Raw genomic sequence first — 18,317 nt, forward strand, 5'->3', positions numbered from 1 at the left:
AGCAAGCTTGGGAAGCACCCGCGAAACCACAGGAACCCGCAACGCCATTAACACAACACCAATAAAGGCATAAACAGCCCACTCCCGCAGATCCGAGCGCACGATCCACAGAAAATGCAGCAAACCCAACCCAAGTATCACGTACACCAACCGGTGCAGCTTCTTCCACCTCGCCCCCAACCGCCGCTGGCTATACCGATTCGAGGTAACCGCCAGGGCCAGCAACCCGAGAAACCCAAGCGCACCCACAATAATGTAAGGCCGCTTGCGCAACTCCACCGCCAACTGCCCCCAATCCAGCCCAAGGATAAAGAACAGATAAGCCAGGATGTGCAGCACGATATAGGCAAACACCCACAGACCCAGCTGCCGGCGCACCACGATCCAGCCAGACCAGCCCGTCAGTTTCTGCAGCGGGGTCATGCTCAAGGTAACCAGCAGAAAGGTCAGCGCCCCGAGCCCAAGGCGGTCCATCATGATCTTCCCGGGATCAGGCCCCAGCAGATTCATCGCTGCCTCATACAACCACCACACCGGGAACAGGCATCCCACGACAAAGATGGCCAGACGAAACCAGGGGTAACGCATCAATAGTTCTTCCGCAGATCGAGCCCGGTATACAGCGACGCCACTTCATCGGCATAGCCATTGAACATCTGGGTTTCCCGCACATTGGGACTGAACAGCCCGCTGGGCAGCCGCCGCTCGCGCGCCTGGCTCCAACGCGGGTGGTCGACCGTCGGGTTCACATTGGCATAGAAACCGTATTCATCCGGCGCCAACCCTTCCCAGGTGGTGCCGGGCTGGTCGGCCACCAGGCTGATACGCACGATCGACTTGATGCTCTTGAAACCATACTTCCACGGCACCACCAGCCGCAACGGCGCACCATTCTGACTGGGCAGCTCCCGGCCATACATCCCGACCGCCAGGATCGCCAACGGATGCATCGCCTCGTCCAGGCGCAAGCCTTCTCTATATGGCCAGTCGATCAAGGCGAACCCCGAGCGCTGCCCCGGCATGTGCTCCGGATCCTTCAGGGTTTCGAAGCGCACATAACGCGCCCTGGAAGTCGGCTCGACCTGCTTGAGCACCTGCGCCAACGGAAAGCCCAGCCACGGAATGACCATCGACCATGCCTCTACGCAACGCAGCCGGTAGATGCGCTCCTCAAGCTGGTACGGTTTGACGAAGTCCTCCAGCGCATAGCGCCCGGGCTTACCCACTTCACCATCGACCACAACGCTCCACGGTTCGGTTTTCAGGCTGTCGCCATTGGCCGCCGGGTCGCCCTTGTCGGGCCCGAACTCATAGAAGTTGTTGTAGTGGGTGGCATCCTTGAACGGCGTGATTGCCTCCCCCTTGACCGTTACTGCCTGCCATTGCGTGGCCGCGAGCTTTTCATTGAACCAGCCCGGCGCCTTGCCCGCCTCGACATCGGCGTAACGGCTGGCCTCGGCCGCGCGCGTCATGCCCGGCAAAGCGCCCAGGGCCAGGCCGGCCAACGAGCCACCCAGCAGGGTACGACGGGAGAGGTAGATGCCTTCGGGGGTGATCTCCGACGCCTTGCACTCGGAAGACCTGGGTAGCTTGATGAGCATGAGCGGCTCCACAGCACTGGATAACGGATGTACCAGTAAGACTATGGAGCCGGCGGGTTATTCCAGCATTAAATGATTGTCACGCTTTGCGACGACGTGCCTTCAGCAGGAACTGGATCGGCCCCGAAGCCGCATAGGCAAGGAAGATCAGCAGCAGGATACGCGGCGGGTCGCTGAACACCACGGCAAACACCAGCACCACGGCCAGGATCGCCACGAACGGCACACGGCCCTTGAGGTCCAGTTCCTTGAAGCTGTTGTACTTGATGTTGCTGACCATCAGCATGCCGGCAGCAGCCACCAGCAGTGCCACCAGGAACGACAGCTTGGAGCCCTGGATGCCGTAGTCACTGAACGCCCACACGGTACCCGCGACCACGCCCGCGGCAGCCGGGCTGGCCAGGCCGATGAAGTAGCGCTTGTCGGCGGTGCCGACCTGGGTATTGAAGCGTGCCAGGCGCAGTGCTGCACCGGCCACATAGATGAAGGCGACCATCCAGCCGACCTTGCCCATGTCGCCCAGCGCCCAGCCAAAGGCCAGCAAGGCCGGAGCCACACCAAAGGCGACCATGTCCGACAGCGAGTCGTACTCGGCACCAAAGGCGCTCTGGGTGTTGGTCATGCGCGCGACACGGCCGTCGAGGCCGTCGAGCACCATGGCCACGAAGATGGCGATGGCAGCAAAGGCAAAGTACTTGCTCGCCTCGCGCGGGTCACCGGCGCTCAGGGCGCTCTGCGCGCTCATCGAGCTGATGATGGAATAGAAACCGGCAAACAGGTTGGCGGTGGTAAACAGGTTGGGCAGCAGATAGATGCCGCGATGGCGCACCTTGCGCCCTTCGGCGTCATGCCCTTCTTCAACGTGCTCATCGACAGGTAGCAGGCTTTCGGCGTCGGAGGGCTTGTTCGGCTCTTCGGGACGTTCGCTCATGGAGGGTACCTTGCAACAGGATGGAAAATGTTCGACACGGGCCTGCAAAACAGGTTCTGACGGCAAGCCACTGGTCTGCTTTATACCAGAAGCTGACTGCCAGAACGAAAAAACGCGGCCGAAGCCGCGTTTTTCATCTTTCGACAAGACTTAGTTCTTGGTCTTGTCGACGATTTTGTTAGCCGAGATCCACGGCATCATCGAACGCAGTTGCTCGCCGATGATTTCGATGCCGTGAGCGGCGTTGTTACGGCGCTTGGCGGTCATCGATGGGTAGTTGGTAGCACCTTCGGAGATGAACATCTTCGCGTACTCGCCGTCCTGGATGCGCTTCAGGGCGTTGCGCATGGCCTTGCGGGATTCTTCGTTGATGACTTCCGGACCGGTTACGTACTCACCGTACTCGGCGTTGTTGGAGATCGAGTAGTTCATGTTGGCGATGCCGCCTTCGTACATGAGGTCAACGATCAGCTTCAGCTCGTGCAGGCACTCGAAGTAGGCCATTTCCGGCGCGTAGCCAGCTTCGACCAGGGTCTCGAAACCGGCCTTGACCAGCTCGACGGTACCGCCGCACAGAACGGCCTGCTCACCGAACAGGTCGGTCTCGGTCTCGTCCTTGAAGGTGGTTTCGATGATGCCGGTACGGCCGCCACCTACGCCCGAAGCGTAGGACAGGGCGACGTTCTTGGCGTTGCCCGAAGCGTCCTGGTAGATAGCGATCAGGTCAGGGATGCCGCCGCCCTTCACGAACTCGGAACGCACGGTGTGGCCAGGGGCTTTCGGCGCGATCATGATCACGTCGAGGTCGGCACGCGGAACGACCTGGTTGTAGTGGATCGAGAAGCCGTGGGAGAAGGCCAGGGTAGCGCCCTTCTTGATGTTCGGCTCGATTTCCTGCTTGTACAGCTGGCCCTGGAATTCGTCCGGGGTCAGGATCATGACCAGGTCGGCAGCAGCGACGGCAGAGGCAACGTCGGTCACTTTCAGGCCGTGGGCTTCTGCCTTGGCAACGGTGGCCGAACCTTTACGCAGACCGATGGTGACATCCACACCGGAGTCCTTCAGGTTGCACGCCTGAGCGTGGCCCTGGGAACCGTAACCGATGATGGCGACTTTCTTACCCTGGATGATGGAAAGGTCGCAGTCTTTATCGTAGAAAACTTTCATGAAAATACCCCTGGTTATATCTCGGCCCCTGCGGAGCCATCGCTAATTTTTGAATTTAGATGCTGAGCACTTTGTCGCCACGGGCAATGCCGGTAACGCCGCTGCGCACGGTTTCGAGAATCGATGCAGTGCCGATCGCCTGGATGAAGCTGTCCAGTTTGTCGCTGGTGCCGCTCAGCTGTACGGTGTACACGCTGGCGGTCACATCGACGATCTGGCCACGGAAGATATCCGTGGTGCGCTTGATCTCGGCGCGCTGGGCACCGGTGGCCTTGACCTTGACCAACATCAGTTCACGCTCGATGTGAGCGCTTTCCGACAGGTCGACGAGCTTGACCACTTCGACCAGCTTGTTCAGGTTCTTGGTGATCTGTTCGATCACTTCGTCATGGCCAACGGTGGTCAGCGTCAGACGCGACAGGGTCGGGTCTTCGGTCGGCGCCACGGTCAGGCTTTCAATGTTGTAGTTACGCTGGGAGAACAGGCCGACCACACGGGACAACGCACCTGGTTCGTTTTCCAGCAGCAGGGAAATGATGTGCCGCATATCAGGTACGCTCCGTCTTGCTCAGCCACATGTCACGCATCGAGCCATCCTTGATCTGCATCGGATAGACGTGCTCACTGCGGTCAACCGCGATGTCGATGAACACCAGGCGGTCCTTCATCGCAAACGCTTCTTCCAGCTTCGGCTTGAGGTCCTTCAGGCTGGTGATGCGGATACCCACATGGCCATAGGCCTCGGCCAGCTTGATGAAGTCAGGCAGCGACTCGACGTACGAGTGCGAGTGACGACCGTTGTAGGCCATGTCCTGCCACTGGCGGACCATGCCCAACACACCGTTGTTCAGGTTGACGATCTTCACCGGCAGGCCGTACTGCATGCAGGTGGACAGCTCCTGGATGTTCATCTGGATGCTGCCTTCGCCGGTCACGCAAGCAACGTCCTGGTCCGGGAAGTTGAGCTTGACGCCCATCGCCGCCGGGAAGCCGAAGCCCATGGTGCCCAGGCCACCGGAGTTGATCCAGCGGTTCGGCTTGTTGAAGCGGTAGTACTGCGCCGCGAACATCTGGTGCTGGCCCACGTCGGAGGTGACGAAGGCATCGCCATTGGTCACTTCGCACAGGGTCTCGATGACTTTCTGCGGCTTGATGACATTACCGTCGCCCTTGTCGTAGGGGAACAGCTCGCCATTGCCACGCCATTCGTCGATCTGCTTCCACCAGGCATCCAGCGCCGCCTTGTCAGGCTGCTCGCCGATTTCCTTGAGGATGCCGAGCATTTCGCTGAGCACGCTGTCGACCGGGCCGACGATTGGCACATCGGCCTTGATCATCTTGGAGATCGACGCCGGGTCGATGTCGATGTGGATGATCTTGGCGTTCGGGCAGAACTTGGCCGGGCCGTTGACCACGCGGTCGTCAAAGCGGGCACCGACGGCGAAGATGACGTCGGCATGGTGCATGGCCATGTTGGCAGTGAAGCTGCCGTGCATGCCGAGCATGCCGAGGAACTGGCGGTCGGTACCCGGGAAGCCACCCAGACCCATCAGGGTATTGGTGACCGGCAGGTTCAGCGACTTAGCGATATCGGTCAGGGCTTCGGAGCCACCACCGAGAATCACGCCGCCACCGGAGTAGACGATCGGGCGCTTGGCCGCCAGCAGCATCTCGGCCGCCTTGCGGATCTGGCCGGAGTGGCCGCGTACCGCCGGGCTGTAGGAGCGCAGCTTGACCTTTTTCGGGTAGACGTATTCGAACTTCTCGGCCGGGTTGGTCATATCTTTTGGAATGTCGACCACGACCGGACCTGGGCGACCGGATTGCGCCAGGTAGAATGCTTTTTTCAGAACTTCGGGGATTTCGCTGGCATGTTTGATCATGAAGCTGTGCTTCACGATCGGCCGCGAAATACCGATCATGTCGGTTTCCTGGAAGGCATCGGTCCCCACCATGGTGCTAGGCACCTGGCCGGACAGAATGACCATCGGAATCGAATCCATGTAGGCGGTGGCAATACCGGTAATGGCATTGGTCGCGCCCGGGCCGGAGGTTACCAGCACCACGCCGGCCTTGCCGGTGGCGCGGGCGTAGCCGTCCGCCATATGGGTAGCTGCCTGCTCATGACGAACCAGGATGTGCTCGACTTCCGGTTCCTTGAACAGCGCGTCGTAAACATGCAGGAGAGCACCACCAGGGTACCCGTAGATGTGCTTAACGCCTTCGTCACGCAAGAAGCGGACGACCATCTCAGCGCCAGATAAAAGCTCCACGTTGTTCACCTCTAAAACGCCAGAATACCGCCCTCACTGGACGGGTCTTAATAGGTTTACTGCCAAGCAGAGCATGAGCGAACGTCAGCACTGACTGAGCAAGTATTGGGAGCGCCCCAGAGTGTTGCGGGGTTTTCCCACCCAGCGCGAGGTAACGCGTTGCGGGGTGTAACAGGTCGGCGCGGGTGTGCGCCTCATGATCTGCTTAGCGGGTCTGCTTCTGGCAGTCCCTCTACAGCGGAGATTGGATTCTTCTGATTCGGCGCCAACAAGTCAAGAAAAATTATTGCCAATTTTTCCCCAAGATGAATTCCTGCCACCACTAAAAATCGCTTCAGCAGCAGAATTAATAAGATTTCCATAAAAAAGGGCCACAATCTGCGGCCCTTGAAGGAAAAACTGAAGAAATCAGGCGGAAGGAGCAATCAATTGGTCAAATGCTGCCAACAGGCGGCGCAGCTCACGACTTTGCTCTGGCCGGTCGGTAAACACGGTTTCGGCCATGACCAGGATGCCGGAGGCGTTGGGCAGCGGCTGACCCAACTCGATGATGATCTTCATGCGCGGCAGGAAGATCCATTGCAGCCACTGCTCGAAACTGAGGGTATCGACAGCGAAAGGCACCGTACTGGCCAGTGCCTCATCGCTGGGTGGCTCGTCACCCCACCAGCCTTGCACCTGCAGTTCACGCTCGATCAGCATCAGGTGGTCGGCAATATCCAGAATACGCTGCTCGATCATCACGAATTGACCCGGGCCTTTTGCCGGGCCAGGGCGGCGCCAGCGCTGTCACCCTGCTTTTCGCGGGCCTGGGCGATGGTGTTCCACAGCTCGGCCTGCAGGCTCGGGCGGCCGTTGGCGTAAGTCAGGGCGCGACGCGCCAGCTGCTCGGCCTGCGGCGCATCACCTTGCGACAGGCGCACCTGGGCCAGGCGGTACAGCACCTGTGGCTCGCGCGGGGCAATGCGCTGGGCGCGCTCCAGGCTCGAGGCGGCACCGTTGAAGTCACCACTGCCCTGCTGCGTCTTCGCGGTAGTCAGCAGCGCCAGCACCGGGCCGTCCAGTTGCTCATCGGCCGACAGGCCACCCGCAGCAGCGCTGCTACGTGGGATACCGGTTGGCGCACTGGTGCTTTGCGAAGCGCTGTTCATCGCCGCGATGTCGAAGGGTTCGTCGGCGATCGGGTTGGGGTTGGTGGTCATCGGTGCCGAACCGACCGGCGCTGTAGTGATCGGTCCGGAGGTGATCGGCCCCGGGGTAATCGGCGAGGTGCTGATCGGCGCCGCGCCATTGGCCGCCGGGAACGTCTGGATGCCCGAAGCGCCAGCGCCCTGGGGGATCATCACGGTGACGCCGGAATCCTCAGGCAGCGTTTGCGCCTGCGCGGTGCCCGCGTTATAGCCACCCGCAGAGCGGTTGGCCGTCACGCGTTCACTGTTGGACACGCGGGTGCTCGAGTCGACCACCGGAATATTGCCGCGCGGGACGCTGGCGCACCCCTGGAGCACCGCCAGCGCCGTCACGGCAGGAAACAGCCACTTGTTCACGTCACACCTCATCAATGCAGCCTGTGCTTAATTCATCCAGCCCTTGACCCAGTCCATGACCGATTCAACTGGATCCTGCTCGCCGCCACAGGTCGCGCCGGCGGGCGGTTCACTGCCGCGAATATACGGCATCTGCACCGCTCCCGGACAGCTGCCATCAGACCCATGGCCACTGTATGGGTCGATCCAGGCCTGCACCACGTTATCCGGTTGCGGCATGTCCAGCGGCAGCGGGTCGGCCTTTTTCATGAAGCTGGTCCACACTTGCAGGGCACCGGTGGCGCCGGTAAATGGCGTTTTGCCGTTATCGTCACGGCCCATCCACACCACCGCCAGCAGGTCCTGGCTGAAGCCGGAGAACCAGCTGTCGCGCGAATCGTTACTGGTACCGGTCTTGCCCGCCAGGGTGAGGTTGCGCGGCAACGTGTTGTATACCGAGCGGCCGGTGCCCTCGCGCATCACCCGCTGCATGGCGTTCTGCACCAGGTAGATGGCCCCCGGGTCGAAGGTTTGCTGGATCTGGAACGGGTAGCGCTTGAGCGGCTCACCTTCGGCGGTGAGCACGCTGCGGATACCGCGCATCGGGGTGTTGAAGCCGCCGTTGGCGATGGTCTGGTACATGGTCGCGACCTGCATCGGCGACATGCCGCCGGCACCCAGCAGCATGGCCGGGAACGCCGGCCAGTCGACATTCACGCCCAGCCGGCCAATGGTCTTGATCACGTTGGGCACGCCCACTTCCAGGCCGATCTTGGCAGTCGACAGGTTGTAGGAGTTGGCCAGACCCTGATACAGATAGATGGTGCCATGCGGGCGGCGGTCATAGTTTTGCGGGCGCCAGACCTGGCCATCGGCACCTTTGACCGAGAACGGTTCGTCCTGCACCCAGCTGGTCAGGGTGTACTTGGTCGGTTGCTCCAGCGCGGTCAGGTACACCGCCGGCTTGACCAGCGAGCCGATCGGCCGCACGGCATCGATGGCGCGGTTGAAGCCGGCGAAGCCGGCCTGGCGGCTGCCGATCAGCGCCTGCACTTCACCGGTTTCCGGGTTGGTCACGACCATCGCCGACTCCACCTCGTCAGCGCCCTTGCGGCCCGCCAGGCGCTTGAAGGTCTCGCTCATCGAGGTTTCGGCCTTCATCTGCAGGATCGGGTCGAAGCTGGTGAAGATGCGCAGGCCTTCTTCGGTCAGGTCTTCATCGCGGTAGTCCTGGCGCAGCTGACGCTTGACCAGGTCGAGGAAGGCCGGGAACGAGCTGTCGGCCAGGCTGCCACGCTTGGTCACGCCCAGCGGCATCTTCTTCGCGGCATCGACTTCTGCCTGGCTGGCCACGCCCTGCTCGGCCACCAGATCGAGCACCAGGTTGCGGCGGGCCAGGGCGCGGTCAGGGTAGCGACGCGGGTTGTAGTAGGACGGCCCCTTGACCATGCCCACCAACAAGGCGATCTGGTGCAGTTTCAGCTCCGACAGCGGTTGGCTGAAGAAGAACTGGCTGGCAAGGCCGAAGCCGTGCACCGCACGCTGGCCATCCTGGCCGACGAACACCTCGTTGAGGTAGGCCTCGAGGATCTCGCGTTTGTCGTAGTGCAGTTCCAGCAGCACGGCCATCATCGCTTCGGTCAGCTTGCGGCTGAGGCTACGCTCGCTGGTGAGGTAGAAGTTCTTCACCAACTGCTGGGTCAGGGTACTGCCCCCCTGGCGCATGGAACCTGCCGAGGTGTTGACCCACATGGCGCGGGCGATGGACTTGGGCGACACCCCGAAGTGGCTGTAGAAGTCGCGGTCTTCCGTCGCCACCAGGGTTTCGAGCAGGTACGGCGGCACCTGGTCGATCTTGATCAGGATGCGGTCTTCGAGGTTTTTCGGGTAGATGCCGCCGATCATCAGCGGCTCCAGGCGCACTACGTCGAGCGTCTTGCCGTTGGCGCCGGAAAGGCCCGCCACGTAATCGCCGGAGAAGCGCACACGCACGAACTGCGCCGGCTCCATGCCCTCGTAGAACTGGAAGCCGCGGGTATTGAGCTCGACGGTATTGCCGTTGACTGCCGCCGCCCCCGGGCCGTTGGCCGCGCTTTCACGCCGGTAACCGAGCGCGTCCAGCTCGGTGAGGAAGTCGTTCTTGCTCAGTTTCTGGCCGGTGAACAGTTCCAGCGGCCGGGCATACACCTTGGCCGGGATGGTCCAGCGCTTGCCGGAAAACTTCTCCTGGACGATGGCATCGAGGTAAACCGCGAAGCCGGCGACGATCACCAGGCCGACCAGGCTGAGCTTCAAAGCCCAGCCCAGCCAGGCGCGGGAGCGGCCGGTCGGGCGTTTCTGAGGGGTACGGGGATTTCGGGTTCGGGTCATGACGGCGGATTATACGCACTTTATAAAGGCTGGGCAGACGCCCCCGGCGGTAGGCAGGGACGGCACCATTGACCATAATGGCGCATTCGAATTCCCTGCCCCCGGAAGGATTTCCCGTGAGCCAAGCCCTTATCACTGCGTTGCAGAACCCAGCCCTTTACCCTCACCCCGTGGATGGGTTCCAGCTCATCGAGACGCATATCTCCTGGGTATTGCTCACCGGCGAGTATGCCTACAAGGTCAAGAAACCGATGAACTTCGGCTTCCTCGACTTCACCAGCCTGGACCAGCGCCAGCATTTCTGTAACGAGGAATTGCGCCTGAACCAGCGCCTGACCGACGGTCTGTACCTGGAAGTGTTGCCGATCACCGGCAGCGTTGACGCACCACAGATCGGTGGTGAAGGCGAAGCCATCGAATACGTGCTGAAGATGCGCCAGTTCCCCCAGGGGCAGATGCTCAACACCCTGCAGGCCAATGGCGAGCTGAATGCTGCGCACATCGACCAGATGGCCCGGCAGATCGCCGAATTCCATCTGCAGGCCCCGCGTGTGCCGGTGGAGCACCCACTGGGCACACCAGACAGCGTGATGGCGCCGGTGGAGCAGAACTTCGAGCAGATTCGCCCGTTCCTCAGCGACAAGGCCGACCTGCAACAGCTCGACGCCCTGCAGGCCTGGGCACGCAGCAGTTTCGAGCGCCTGCATGGCCTGCTGGAAAAGCGCAAGGCCAATGGTTTCATCCGTGAATGCCACGGTGACATCCACTTGGGCAACGCCACCCTGATCGATGGCAAGGTGGTGATCTTCGACTGCATCGAGTTCAACGAACCGTTCCGCCTGACCGACGTGTATGCCGACACCAGCTTCCTGGCCATGGACCTGGAAGACCGTGGCCTGAAATGCCTGGCCCGGCGCTTCATCAGCCAGTACCTGGAACTGACCGGCGACTACGAAGGCCTGGAACTGCTCAACTTCTACAAAGCCTACCGCGCGCTGGTGCGGGCCAAGGTGGCGCTGTTCAGCATGCCGGCCGATGCCGATGGCGTGCAGCGCGCCACCACCCTGCGCACCTACCGCAACTATGCCAACCTGGCAGAAAGCTACAGCGCCATCCCGTCGCGCCTGCTGGCCATTACCCACGGTGTTTCGGCAGTGGGCAAAAGCCACGTGGCCATGCGCATGGTCGAGGCCCTGGGTGCCGTCCGCGTGCGTTCGGACGTCGAGCGCAAGCGCCTGTTCGGCGAACAGCAGCAGGCTGACGCTGGTCAGCTGAGTACCGGCATCTATGACCAGGACGCCAGTGTCGCGACCTACCAGCGCCTGCACGAGGTGGCGGCGACCGTGCTGCGCGCCGGCTTCCCGGTGGTGCTGGATGCCACCTACCTCAAGCGTGAGCAGCGCCAGGCCGCAGCGGACATCGCCAGCCAGACCGGGGTGCCGTTCCTGATCCTCGACTGCCATGCGCCGGATGCGGTCATCGCCAGCTGGCTGGAGCAGCGCCAGGCAGAAAACACCGACCCGTCGGATGCCACCCTGGAAGTGGTCAAGGCCCAGCAGGCCAGCCGTGAGCCGCTGGATGCACAGGAACTGGTGCAGAGCACCCGCGTCGATACCCAGAATGCCGGTAGCATGGACCAGGTGATCGAGCAGATTCGCCAGCGCCTGCCTGGCCTGTAAGCTCAGCGTTTTCCTGGGCCGACCTCTTCGCGAGTGAACCCGCTCCCACAAGGTTATCTGCAAGCCTCACGACTGACGCAGTACCTGTGGGAGCGGGCAAGCCCGCGAAGAGGCCGGCACAGGACATCTCGTCGCCCCCGATGGCAAAAGGCCGCGCATTTCCTAACCCCCGCTACACTCCTCTCTGACCTGCTCGCGATTTATCCCCCAATCCCCGTTCAGCCATCGCAAGGAGGCTCGATGAACGATGAATTGCAGCATCTGAAGAACCTTGGCAAGACCTCTGCGCAGTGGCTGCATGCAGCCGGCATCCACAGCGCATCGGATCTGCGCCGCCTGGGCGCGGTGGGTGCGTACCAGGCCGTGAAGACACGAGGGTTCCGCGCATCGAAGGTGCTGTTGTATGCCATTGAAGGCGCCCTGCTGGACATGCACTGGAACGATTTGCCGCTCGAACGCAAAGAAGCGCTCAACCAACAACTGGATGCGAAAAGCCCTGCGCAAAAAAATAAAAAATAATCACAGGAAAGGGATTGACACCGAAATGAGAATCGTTATGATTATCACAACTGGTCGCGAGACTGGTTGGATAAGCTAAGAGCCCCTGGTTCGGACTCTCAGATTATCTCCTCATCAGGCTAATCACGGTTATTGACCCGGCAATTTGCCGGGTCTTTTTTTGCCCTTTGCAGCCCTGTCACCGCAGTTGCGCGCAATAGTCCTGCTCCGGCATCGCTGCTGTGTACCACACATAATCAGCCTCGCCCGTGTCGACCTGCTCACCCACCTCGGCCAGCAGCAGTACCTTGCTCTCCCCTTGTGCTTGCAGGTCAGCCAGGTGCAACGGCCCCCCCAGGTCCTTGCGCACGTGATAAGCCCCGGCCAACAGCAGTGCCGGCTGCGGCGCCGCCAGCAAGCGCTCGGCCATGCGCCGGTCGCGCTGCTGCTGCACGGCCAGCATTGCCGGCAACTGGCTTTCTGGCAGCATCCCGCAATGCCCCACGCGCACCTGCTCCAGCAGGGCGGCCTTGACCGCCGGCGCATTGGACCGTTCTCCCGGTAACGAAGGCGGCTGTCGATAGGCCTGGCGCATCTCGCCGGGTGAGAGGTTGGCGGCCAGCAAAGGCACCCGCTGCTGCAAGGCTTCAGTCACGATTGGTCCGTACAGCTGCCAATCCCAGCCATCCTGCCAGGCCAGGGCCTTGGGCAGGTCTGCCGGCCAAGGTTGCCCCGCGAGCTTGTCCAGCAGCGGTTGCTGCTCGGGCTGCAGCATTTCCAGCAGCAGGCTGCCCTGCGCGCGTTGGCCTTGCAAGGCGCGCAGCAGCCACAGCTGCAGCGCGTGATGGTCGGGGTTGTCGTGTTTCTCGCCGACCAGCACCCGGGGGGCGGCAGACAGGTGCTGCACCAGCTGCTCAGGGCTGATCAGCTGGCCACTGGCAAGATCGACGATATGTCCCAGCTCGGCATGGCTGCGCCCTTCACTGCTCTGCCAAGCGGGCAGCGGTGGCAGGCTGGCCTGGCAGCCCCCCAGTACCAGTACCAGGCCAAGCGAGAAAGCGGACAGCAGCGGATGTCGCATTGGGCAGTACCTCCATGTCATTCAACAATGTATAGGCCTGCACCAGCTCTTGTGGGAGCGCACGCCTCGGCGTCTTGAATACCCACATCAACGGGTGATGATCAGCGGATGGCCACGCTCCGGGTGCGCCTGAACCAGTACATCGATCCCGTATACCGCCTTCAACGCCGCCGGCGTCAGCACGGCTTCGGGCGCTGCAAAGGCATGGCAGCGCCCCTGCTCCAGCAGCAGGATACGGTCACAGTAGCGCGCCGCCAGGTTCAGGTCATGCAGGATCACCAGCACCGCGGCGCCACGGTCGGCAAAGCGGCGCACGGCTTCCAGGGTGGTGTGCTGGTGCAGCGGGTCGAGCATCGAGGTCGGCTCGTCGAGCAGCAGCGTAGTGCCTGCTTCGCCCGGCCACAGCTGCGCCAGCACCCTGGCCAGGTGCACCCTTTGCCGCTCGCCGCCAGACAATGCCAGGTAACTGCGCTCTACCAGGTGCCAGGCATCCGCCGCCCGCAAGGCCGCCTCGACGATTTCCGCGTCGCGCCGCTGCCCGGTGCCATGGGGCATGCGCCCCATGCCCACCACTTCCTCGACCCGGAACGAGAACCCCAGGCTGGACACCTGCGGCAACACCGCCAGGCGCCTGGCCCGTTCCGGCCCGGCCCAGTCGGCCAGTGGCCTGCCCTGTAGCGTCACCCGCCCGCGATCGGGCGCCAGCTCACCACACAGCACACCCAGCAGGCTGCTCTTGCCGGCACCGTTGGGGCCGAGCACGCCTACCACCTGCCCCGGGCTCAGCTGTAGATGAATGTCATGCAGCACTTCGTTGCTGCCCCGCCGCAAGTGCAGGCCCTCGGCTTGCAACATCAGCTGCGTCCTCGTATCAGCAAGAAAAGGAAGAACGGCGCACCGATAAAGGCCGTGACGATGCCAATCGGCAGCTCGGCAGGCGCCAGCAGCAGCCGCGCCGCCAAATCGGCGAACAGCATCAGCACGCCGCCGGCCAACAAGGAAGCTGGCAGCACCACACGATGATCAGGCCCGGCCAGCAGGCGTACTAGGTGCGGCACCACCAGGCCGATGAAGCCGATCAGCCCGGCAGCGGCCACCGCCGCACCCACACCCAGCGCCGTGCAGAACACCAGCTCGCGCTTGAGTCGCTCCACATCGATGCCCAGGTGGCGCGCCTCCGACTCACCCAGCAGCATGGCATTCAGCGCCTTGGCCCGGCGTGGCAGCCATACCGCCACACCCGCTGCCACCAGCAGCAACGGCCATAGCCGCTGGTAACTGGCACCGTTGAGGCTGCCCAGGTTCCAGAAGGTCAGCGTACGCAGGGTGGCATCGTCGGCCAGGTAGGAAAACAACCCCACGGCAGCACCGCCCAGCGCGGTCATGGCCACACCGGCCAGCAGCATCGTGGCAACGTTGGTCTGGCCGTCGCGCCGCCCCAGGCGATAGACCAGCGCAGTCACACCCAGCCCGCCGATGAAAGCGCACAGCGACAACAGGTAAGGGGCAAGCATATCCGGCATGCCGCCCAGCCAGCTGCCGCCAACGATGGCCACCGCCGCGCCCACCGCCGCACCGGCGGCAACCCCTACCAGCCCGGGGTCGGCCAACGGGTTACGGAATAGCCCCTGCATGGCCACCCCGGACAACGCCAGCACCGCGCCCACCGCCAACCCCAGCAAGGTGCGCGGCAGGCGGATCTGGCCGAGGATCATCTCGGCCTGCTGCAGGCCATCAGCGGCGATGGGCAGCCCGAGCAGGCGCAGGCCGGCACGCAGGGTATCGAACAGCGGCAGGCTGACCGGCCCCAGGGCCAATGACAACCAGACCGCCAACAGGCACAACAGGCTCAGGCAGATTAACAGCGTGCGTGGCTGGACCCGCTGCTTCATTGAGCGAGGCTGGCCTTGGCAGCCGGGTAGAAGGTGGCCGCCAGCGACTGCAGGGTTGCCGGCAGGCGCGGCCCGAGCCCGCCGACCAGCAGCGTCGGGTCAAGCGACACCAGGCGCTTTTCGCGCACGGCGCGCGAGGCCGCCAGTGCGGGGTTCTCTTTCAGCAACGCCTGCAAGGCCTGCTCATCGGCCAGCGCCCGGTCGGAAAACACGATCACATCCGGGTCCAGCGCCGCCAGTGCTTCGCTGGAGAAATTCCTGTAGCCCTGATGTTCTGCCAGGTTGCGCCCGCCTGCCTGGCTCAGCAGCCAGTCACCGGCGGTGCCCTGCCCGGCGATCAGCGGCCTGGCCCCGGCATGCCCGACCAGTAGCAACACCCCTGGCGCCTTCTGTCCGGCCTGGGCCTGCCTGACCTTGGCCTGCAAGGCATCGAGCTTCTGGTGGTAGCCCGACGCCAACACCGCGGCTTGCTGTTCGGCGCCCAGCAACTGCCCCAGGTGCTTGAGGTTTTCATCCACCGCCGCCAGTTCGGCCTTGCTGGAGAACTGTTCGACCCGCACGCCAGCCTTGCGGATTTGCGCCAATACTGGTGGCGGGCCCATTTCCTCGGTGCCTACCAGCACATCCGGGCGCAGGCTGAGAATGCCTTCCGCCGACAGCTGCCGCTGGTAGCCAACGCTGGGCAGTGACTTGAGCGATGACGGGTGCTGGCTGGTGGTGTCCACCCCCACCAACCGCGCCTCACCGCCCAACGCGCTGATCCATTCGCTCAGTGCGCCACCAGCGCTGACCCAACGCTGCGGCGTCTCGGCCGCCAAGGCCTGGTTGGAGAGCACAAGGCTTGCGCACAGGACGAGCAAGGCGACAGGATGGCGCATCATCGGGTTCCTTCTGCAGGCGGGCCGCACGCCTTGTGGCGGGCGACGGAACTGCGCACCATAGGCAGCCGGGCGCAGCGAATGCGGGCAATTTGATAATTATTCGCATTGATGCGTCAAGCCACCCCTTGTTTCACGAGTCGTCGTTGCCATGCACTTCCTTTGTACCTCCCACGGCCTGGCCGAAGGCCAAGGCCGCGCCTTCAGCGTAGACGGCATCGAACTGTTCGGTGTGCGCCGCCAGGGCCAGGTGTATCTCTACCGCAACCGTTGCCCGCACCGTGGCATCCCGCTGAACTGGGCAGAGGATGCGTTTCTCGATGACAGCGCCAGCCTGATCCATTGCGCCCATCATGGCGCGCTGTTCCTGATCGAAAGCGGCGAATGCGTGGCCGGGCCGTGCGAGGGCGAGCAACTGCAGGCCCTGGGCTGCCACGAGGACAGCCAGGGCATCTGGTTCAAGGGGTCAGCAGCACCGGCAGGCGGCGGTCGATGACGATGCCTTCGGCGTCCAGGCGCGTACCGTAGGCCAGCACCTCCACCCCTTCCGCCACCGCCGCGCGCAGGGCCTGGGCATAGGCCGCATCGATTTCCTCGGCCGGGCGCACGGCGTCGACAGCGGTCAGGTTCACGCAATACAGCTGCACCGCCCGTACGCCCTGCCTGGCCAGCTTCGCCAGCTCGCGCAGGTGCTTGGCACCGCGCTGGGTCACCGCATCAGGGAAGGCCGCGACCGTGCTGTCGGGGTAACCCAGGGTCACGCTCTTGACCTCGACATAGGCCGGGGCACCGTCGAACTCCAGACGAAAGTCGATGCGGCTGCCCTCCTCACCGTAAGCCACCTCACGCCTGAGCGCGCTGAAACCGGCCAGTTCGGCGATGATGCCGGCACGCAGGGCCTCTTCGACCAGCGGATTGGCCCGCCCGGTATTCACACAGGCCAGCCGCCCCTGCGGGGTTTCGCTGATTTCCCAGGTGCCCGGCAATTTGCGCCTGGGGTCGTTGGAGCGGCTGAACCACACCTGCCCGCCTTCACGCATGCAGTTGAGCATGGAGCCGGTGTTCGGGCAGTGAATGGTCAGCTGCTCGCCGCCGGGCAGTTCGATATCCGCCAGAAAGCGCTTGTAGCGGCGCAGCAGGCGGCCCTGTTCGAGTGGGGGATGGAATTGCATCAGCCTTGCCAGCTCCGCAGGCCGCGGGCAATCCGCTGCACCGCCTCTTCCAGGCGCGGCAGGCTCTGGGTGTAGGCAAAACGCACATGGTGCCCGGCCAGGTGGCGGCCGAAGTCCAGGCCCGGGGTGAAGGCCAGGTGCTCGGTCTCCAGGAAGTGCCGGCAGAAGGCGAACGCGTCACCGCCAAAGGCACTGATGTCGGCATACAGGTAGAACGCCCCCTGCGGCTCGACGGCAATGCGGAAGCCCAGTTCGCGCAGGGCGGGCAACAGGTAGTCGCGACGGCGGGCGAACTCGGCGCGGCGCTCCTCGAAAATGGCCAGGGTTTCGGGCTGGAAACACGCCAGCGCGGCATGCTGGGCCATGCTTGGCGCACTGATGTACAGGTTTTGTGCCAGCTTCTCCAGGTCGGCCACCGCGCCAGGGGGCGCTACCAGCCAGCCGAGGCGCCAACCGGTCATGCCGAAATACTTGGAAAAACTATTCAGGACGAATGCCGAGTCGTCCACTTCCAGCACGCTGGGTGCGTCCATGCCATAGGTCAGCCCGTGGTAGATCTCGTCCACTACCAGGTGGCCATGCCGTTCGCGGGTAGCGTGGGACAGGCTGGCAAGCTCGTCACGCCCCAGCACGGTGCCGGTCGGGTTGGCCGGCGAGGCGACCAGGGCACCGACCGTGTCCTTGTCCCAGTAGCGGTCGACAAGGTCGGCGGTCAGCTGGTAGTTCACATCCGGGCCCACCGGCACCAACTGCGCCCCGCCCTCGACCAGGCGCAGGAAGTGGCGGTTGCACGGGTAGCCCGGGTCGGCCAGCAGCCAGTGCTTGCCCGGGTCGACCAGCAGGCTGCTGGCCAGCAATAGCGCACCAGAGCCACCCGGGGTGATGAGGATGCGTTCAGGGTCGATACTCAGGCCATAACGCTGACCATAGAAGCCGGCAATGGCTTCGCGCAGCGCCGGCAGGCCGCGTGCGGCGGTGTAGCGGGTGTGCCCGGCGGCCAGTGCCGCCTGGCCGGCGGCAACGATGGGCGCGGCCGTGGTGAAGTCCGGTTCGCCGATTTCCAGGTGAATCACGTCGTGTCCGGCCGCCTGCAGCTCGTTGGCCCGGGCCAGCAACGCCATGACGTGGAAGGGTTCGATGGCGCGGCTGCGCGCACTGTAGGGGTGGGCCATGACCTTCTCTCAAATGGGTCTAAACTGGAGATTCTACCTCTGCACGCTACCGAACGTGCGGCTCACGCCGCTGTCAA

At 63.3% G+C, this 18,317-nt stretch carries 18 protein-coding genes (1 of these 18 cut by a window edge); 3 read left to right on the forward strand and 15 right to left on the reverse strand.

Annotation, left to right across the window (positions count from 1 at the left end):
- The 9 genes from msrQ to mrcB all read right to left on the reverse strand — a co-directional run.
- Window positions 1-588, reverse strand: the 5' portion of a protein-coding gene (gene msrQ, locus MKK04_RS22745; RefSeq protein ID WP_207834435.1) for a protein-methionine-sulfoxide reductase heme-binding subunit MsrQ. The gene continues 24 nt to the left of window position 1, outside the view; 588 of the gene's 612 nt are visible here — the first part of the coding sequence; its start codon is at window positions 586-588; its stop codon lies beyond the left edge, outside the window.
- Window positions 588-1,601, reverse strand: coding sequence for a protein-methionine-sulfoxide reductase catalytic subunit MsrP (msrP, locus tag MKK04_RS22750; RefSeq protein WP_207834433.1), 1,014 nt, complete (start codon window positions 1,599-1,601; stop codon window positions 588-590). Before msrP ends, msrQ begins: the two co-directional genes overlap by 1 nt.
- A gap of 79 nt (window positions 1,602-1,680) precedes the next feature.
- Window positions 1,681-2,532, reverse strand: a complete 852-nt coding sequence (gene pssA, locus MKK04_RS22755) for a CDP-diacylglycerol--serine O-phosphatidyltransferase (RefSeq protein WP_003250045.1) — start codon at window positions 2,530-2,532, stop codon at window positions 1,681-1,683.
- Window positions 2,533-2,682: 150 nt separating this feature from the next.
- Window positions 2,683-3,699: a ketol-acid reductoisomerase gene (ilvC, locus tag MKK04_RS22760; RefSeq protein WP_013974255.1), complete on the reverse strand. Its 1,017-nt coding sequence runs from the start codon at window positions 3,697-3,699 to the stop codon at window positions 2,683-2,685.
- A 55-nt stretch (window positions 3,700-3,754) separates the two neighbouring features.
- The gene (ilvN, locus tag MKK04_RS22765; RefSeq protein WP_003250040.1) at window positions 3,755-4,246 is read right to left on the reverse strand and encodes an acetolactate synthase small subunit; all 492 of its coding nucleotides are present in this window, start codon (window positions 4,244-4,246) and stop codon (window positions 3,755-3,757) included.
- 1 nt (window position 4,247) lies between these two features.
- Window positions 4,248-5,972: an acetolactate synthase 3 large subunit gene (locus MKK04_RS22770; protein WP_207834424.1), complete on the reverse strand. Its 1,725-nt coding sequence runs from the start codon at window positions 5,970-5,972 to the stop codon at window positions 4,248-4,250.
- A 408-nt stretch (window positions 5,973-6,380) separates the two neighbouring features.
- The gene (locus MKK04_RS22775) at window positions 6,381-6,713 is read right to left on the reverse strand and encodes a YqcC family protein (protein ID WP_207834413.1); all 333 of its coding nucleotides are present in this window, start codon (window positions 6,711-6,713) and stop codon (window positions 6,381-6,383) included.
- Window positions 6,713-7,531, reverse strand: a complete 819-nt coding sequence (locus tag MKK04_RS22780; protein WP_267955817.1) for a tetratricopeptide repeat protein — start codon at window positions 7,529-7,531, stop codon at window positions 6,713-6,715. The genes MKK04_RS22775 and MKK04_RS22780 overlap by 1 nt, the downstream gene beginning before the upstream one ends.
- 15 nt (window positions 7,532-7,546) lie before the next feature.
- Window positions 7,547-9,868 carry a penicillin-binding protein 1B gene (mrcB, locus tag MKK04_RS22785; protein WP_063911765.1) on the reverse strand — a complete coding sequence of 774 codons (2,322 nt, stop codon included), beginning with the start codon at window positions 9,866-9,868 and terminating at the stop codon, window positions 7,547-7,549.
- A 116-nt stretch (window positions 9,869-9,984) separates the two neighbouring features.
- Here mrcB and MKK04_RS22790 point away from each other — a divergent pair, with 116 nt between their 5' ends.
- The gene (locus tag MKK04_RS22790; RefSeq protein ID WP_207834410.1) at window positions 9,985-11,547 is read left to right on the forward strand and encodes a bifunctional aminoglycoside phosphotransferase/ATP-binding protein; all 1,563 of its coding nucleotides are present in this window, start codon (window positions 9,985-9,987) and stop codon (window positions 11,545-11,547) included.
- A gap of 240 nt (window positions 11,548-11,787) precedes the next feature.
- Window positions 11,788-12,066 (forward strand): TfoX/Sxy family protein, encoded by a 279-nt coding sequence (locus MKK04_RS22795; RefSeq protein WP_207834408.1) that lies wholly within the window; start codon window positions 11,788-11,790, stop codon window positions 12,064-12,066.
- A gap of 178 nt (window positions 12,067-12,244) precedes the next feature.
- Here the strand turns inward: MKK04_RS22795 and MKK04_RS22800 are convergent, their stop codons facing one another.
- From MKK04_RS22800 to MKK04_RS22815, 4 genes are all read right to left on the reverse strand, one after another.
- Window positions 12,245-13,126, reverse strand: a complete 882-nt coding sequence (locus tag MKK04_RS22800) for a ChaN family lipoprotein (protein ID WP_241106007.1) — start codon at window positions 13,124-13,126, stop codon at window positions 12,245-12,247.
- Between the two features lie 87 nt (window positions 13,127-13,213).
- Window positions 13,214-13,981, reverse strand: a complete 768-nt coding sequence (locus MKK04_RS22805) for a heme ABC transporter ATP-binding protein (RefSeq protein WP_207834396.1) — start codon at window positions 13,979-13,981, stop codon at window positions 13,214-13,216.
- Window positions 13,981-14,964, reverse strand: a complete 984-nt coding sequence (locus tag MKK04_RS22810; RefSeq protein ID WP_207834452.1) for a FecCD family ABC transporter permease — start codon at window positions 14,962-14,964, stop codon at window positions 13,981-13,983. Before MKK04_RS22810 ends, MKK04_RS22805 begins: the two co-directional genes overlap by 1 nt.
- A 50-nt stretch (window positions 14,965-15,014) precedes the next feature.
- The gene (locus MKK04_RS22815; RefSeq protein WP_241106008.1) at window positions 15,015-15,899 is read right to left on the reverse strand and encodes a heme/hemin ABC transporter substrate-binding protein; all 885 of its coding nucleotides are present in this window, start codon (window positions 15,897-15,899) and stop codon (window positions 15,015-15,017) included.
- A 148-nt stretch (window positions 15,900-16,047) separates the two neighbouring features.
- Here MKK04_RS22815 and MKK04_RS22820 point away from each other — a divergent pair, with 148 nt between their 5' ends.
- The gene (locus MKK04_RS22820; RefSeq protein ID WP_207834384.1) at window positions 16,048-16,392 is read left to right on the forward strand and encodes a Rieske (2Fe-2S) protein; all 345 of its coding nucleotides are present in this window, start codon (window positions 16,048-16,050) and stop codon (window positions 16,390-16,392) included.
- Here MKK04_RS22820 and sfsA read toward each other — a convergent pair.
- Both sfsA and MKK04_RS22830 read right to left on the reverse strand, forming a co-directional pair.
- Window positions 16,355-17,068, reverse strand: a complete 714-nt coding sequence (gene sfsA, locus MKK04_RS22825; RefSeq protein ID WP_207834381.1) for a DNA/RNA nuclease SfsA — start codon at window positions 17,066-17,068, stop codon at window positions 16,355-16,357. The genes MKK04_RS22820 and sfsA overlap by 38 nt on opposite strands.
- Window positions 17,068-18,240, reverse strand: a complete 1,173-nt coding sequence (locus tag MKK04_RS22830; RefSeq protein WP_063911773.1) for a pyridoxal phosphate-dependent aminotransferase — start codon at window positions 18,238-18,240, stop codon at window positions 17,068-17,070. The genes sfsA and MKK04_RS22830 overlap by 1 nt, the downstream gene beginning before the upstream one ends.
- Window positions 18,241-18,317 lie beyond the last annotated feature (77 nt).

The organism is Pseudomonas sp. LS.1a, assembly GCF_022533585.1.
GTDB lineage: Bacteria > Pseudomonadota > Gammaproteobacteria > Pseudomonadales > Pseudomonadaceae > Aquipseudomonas.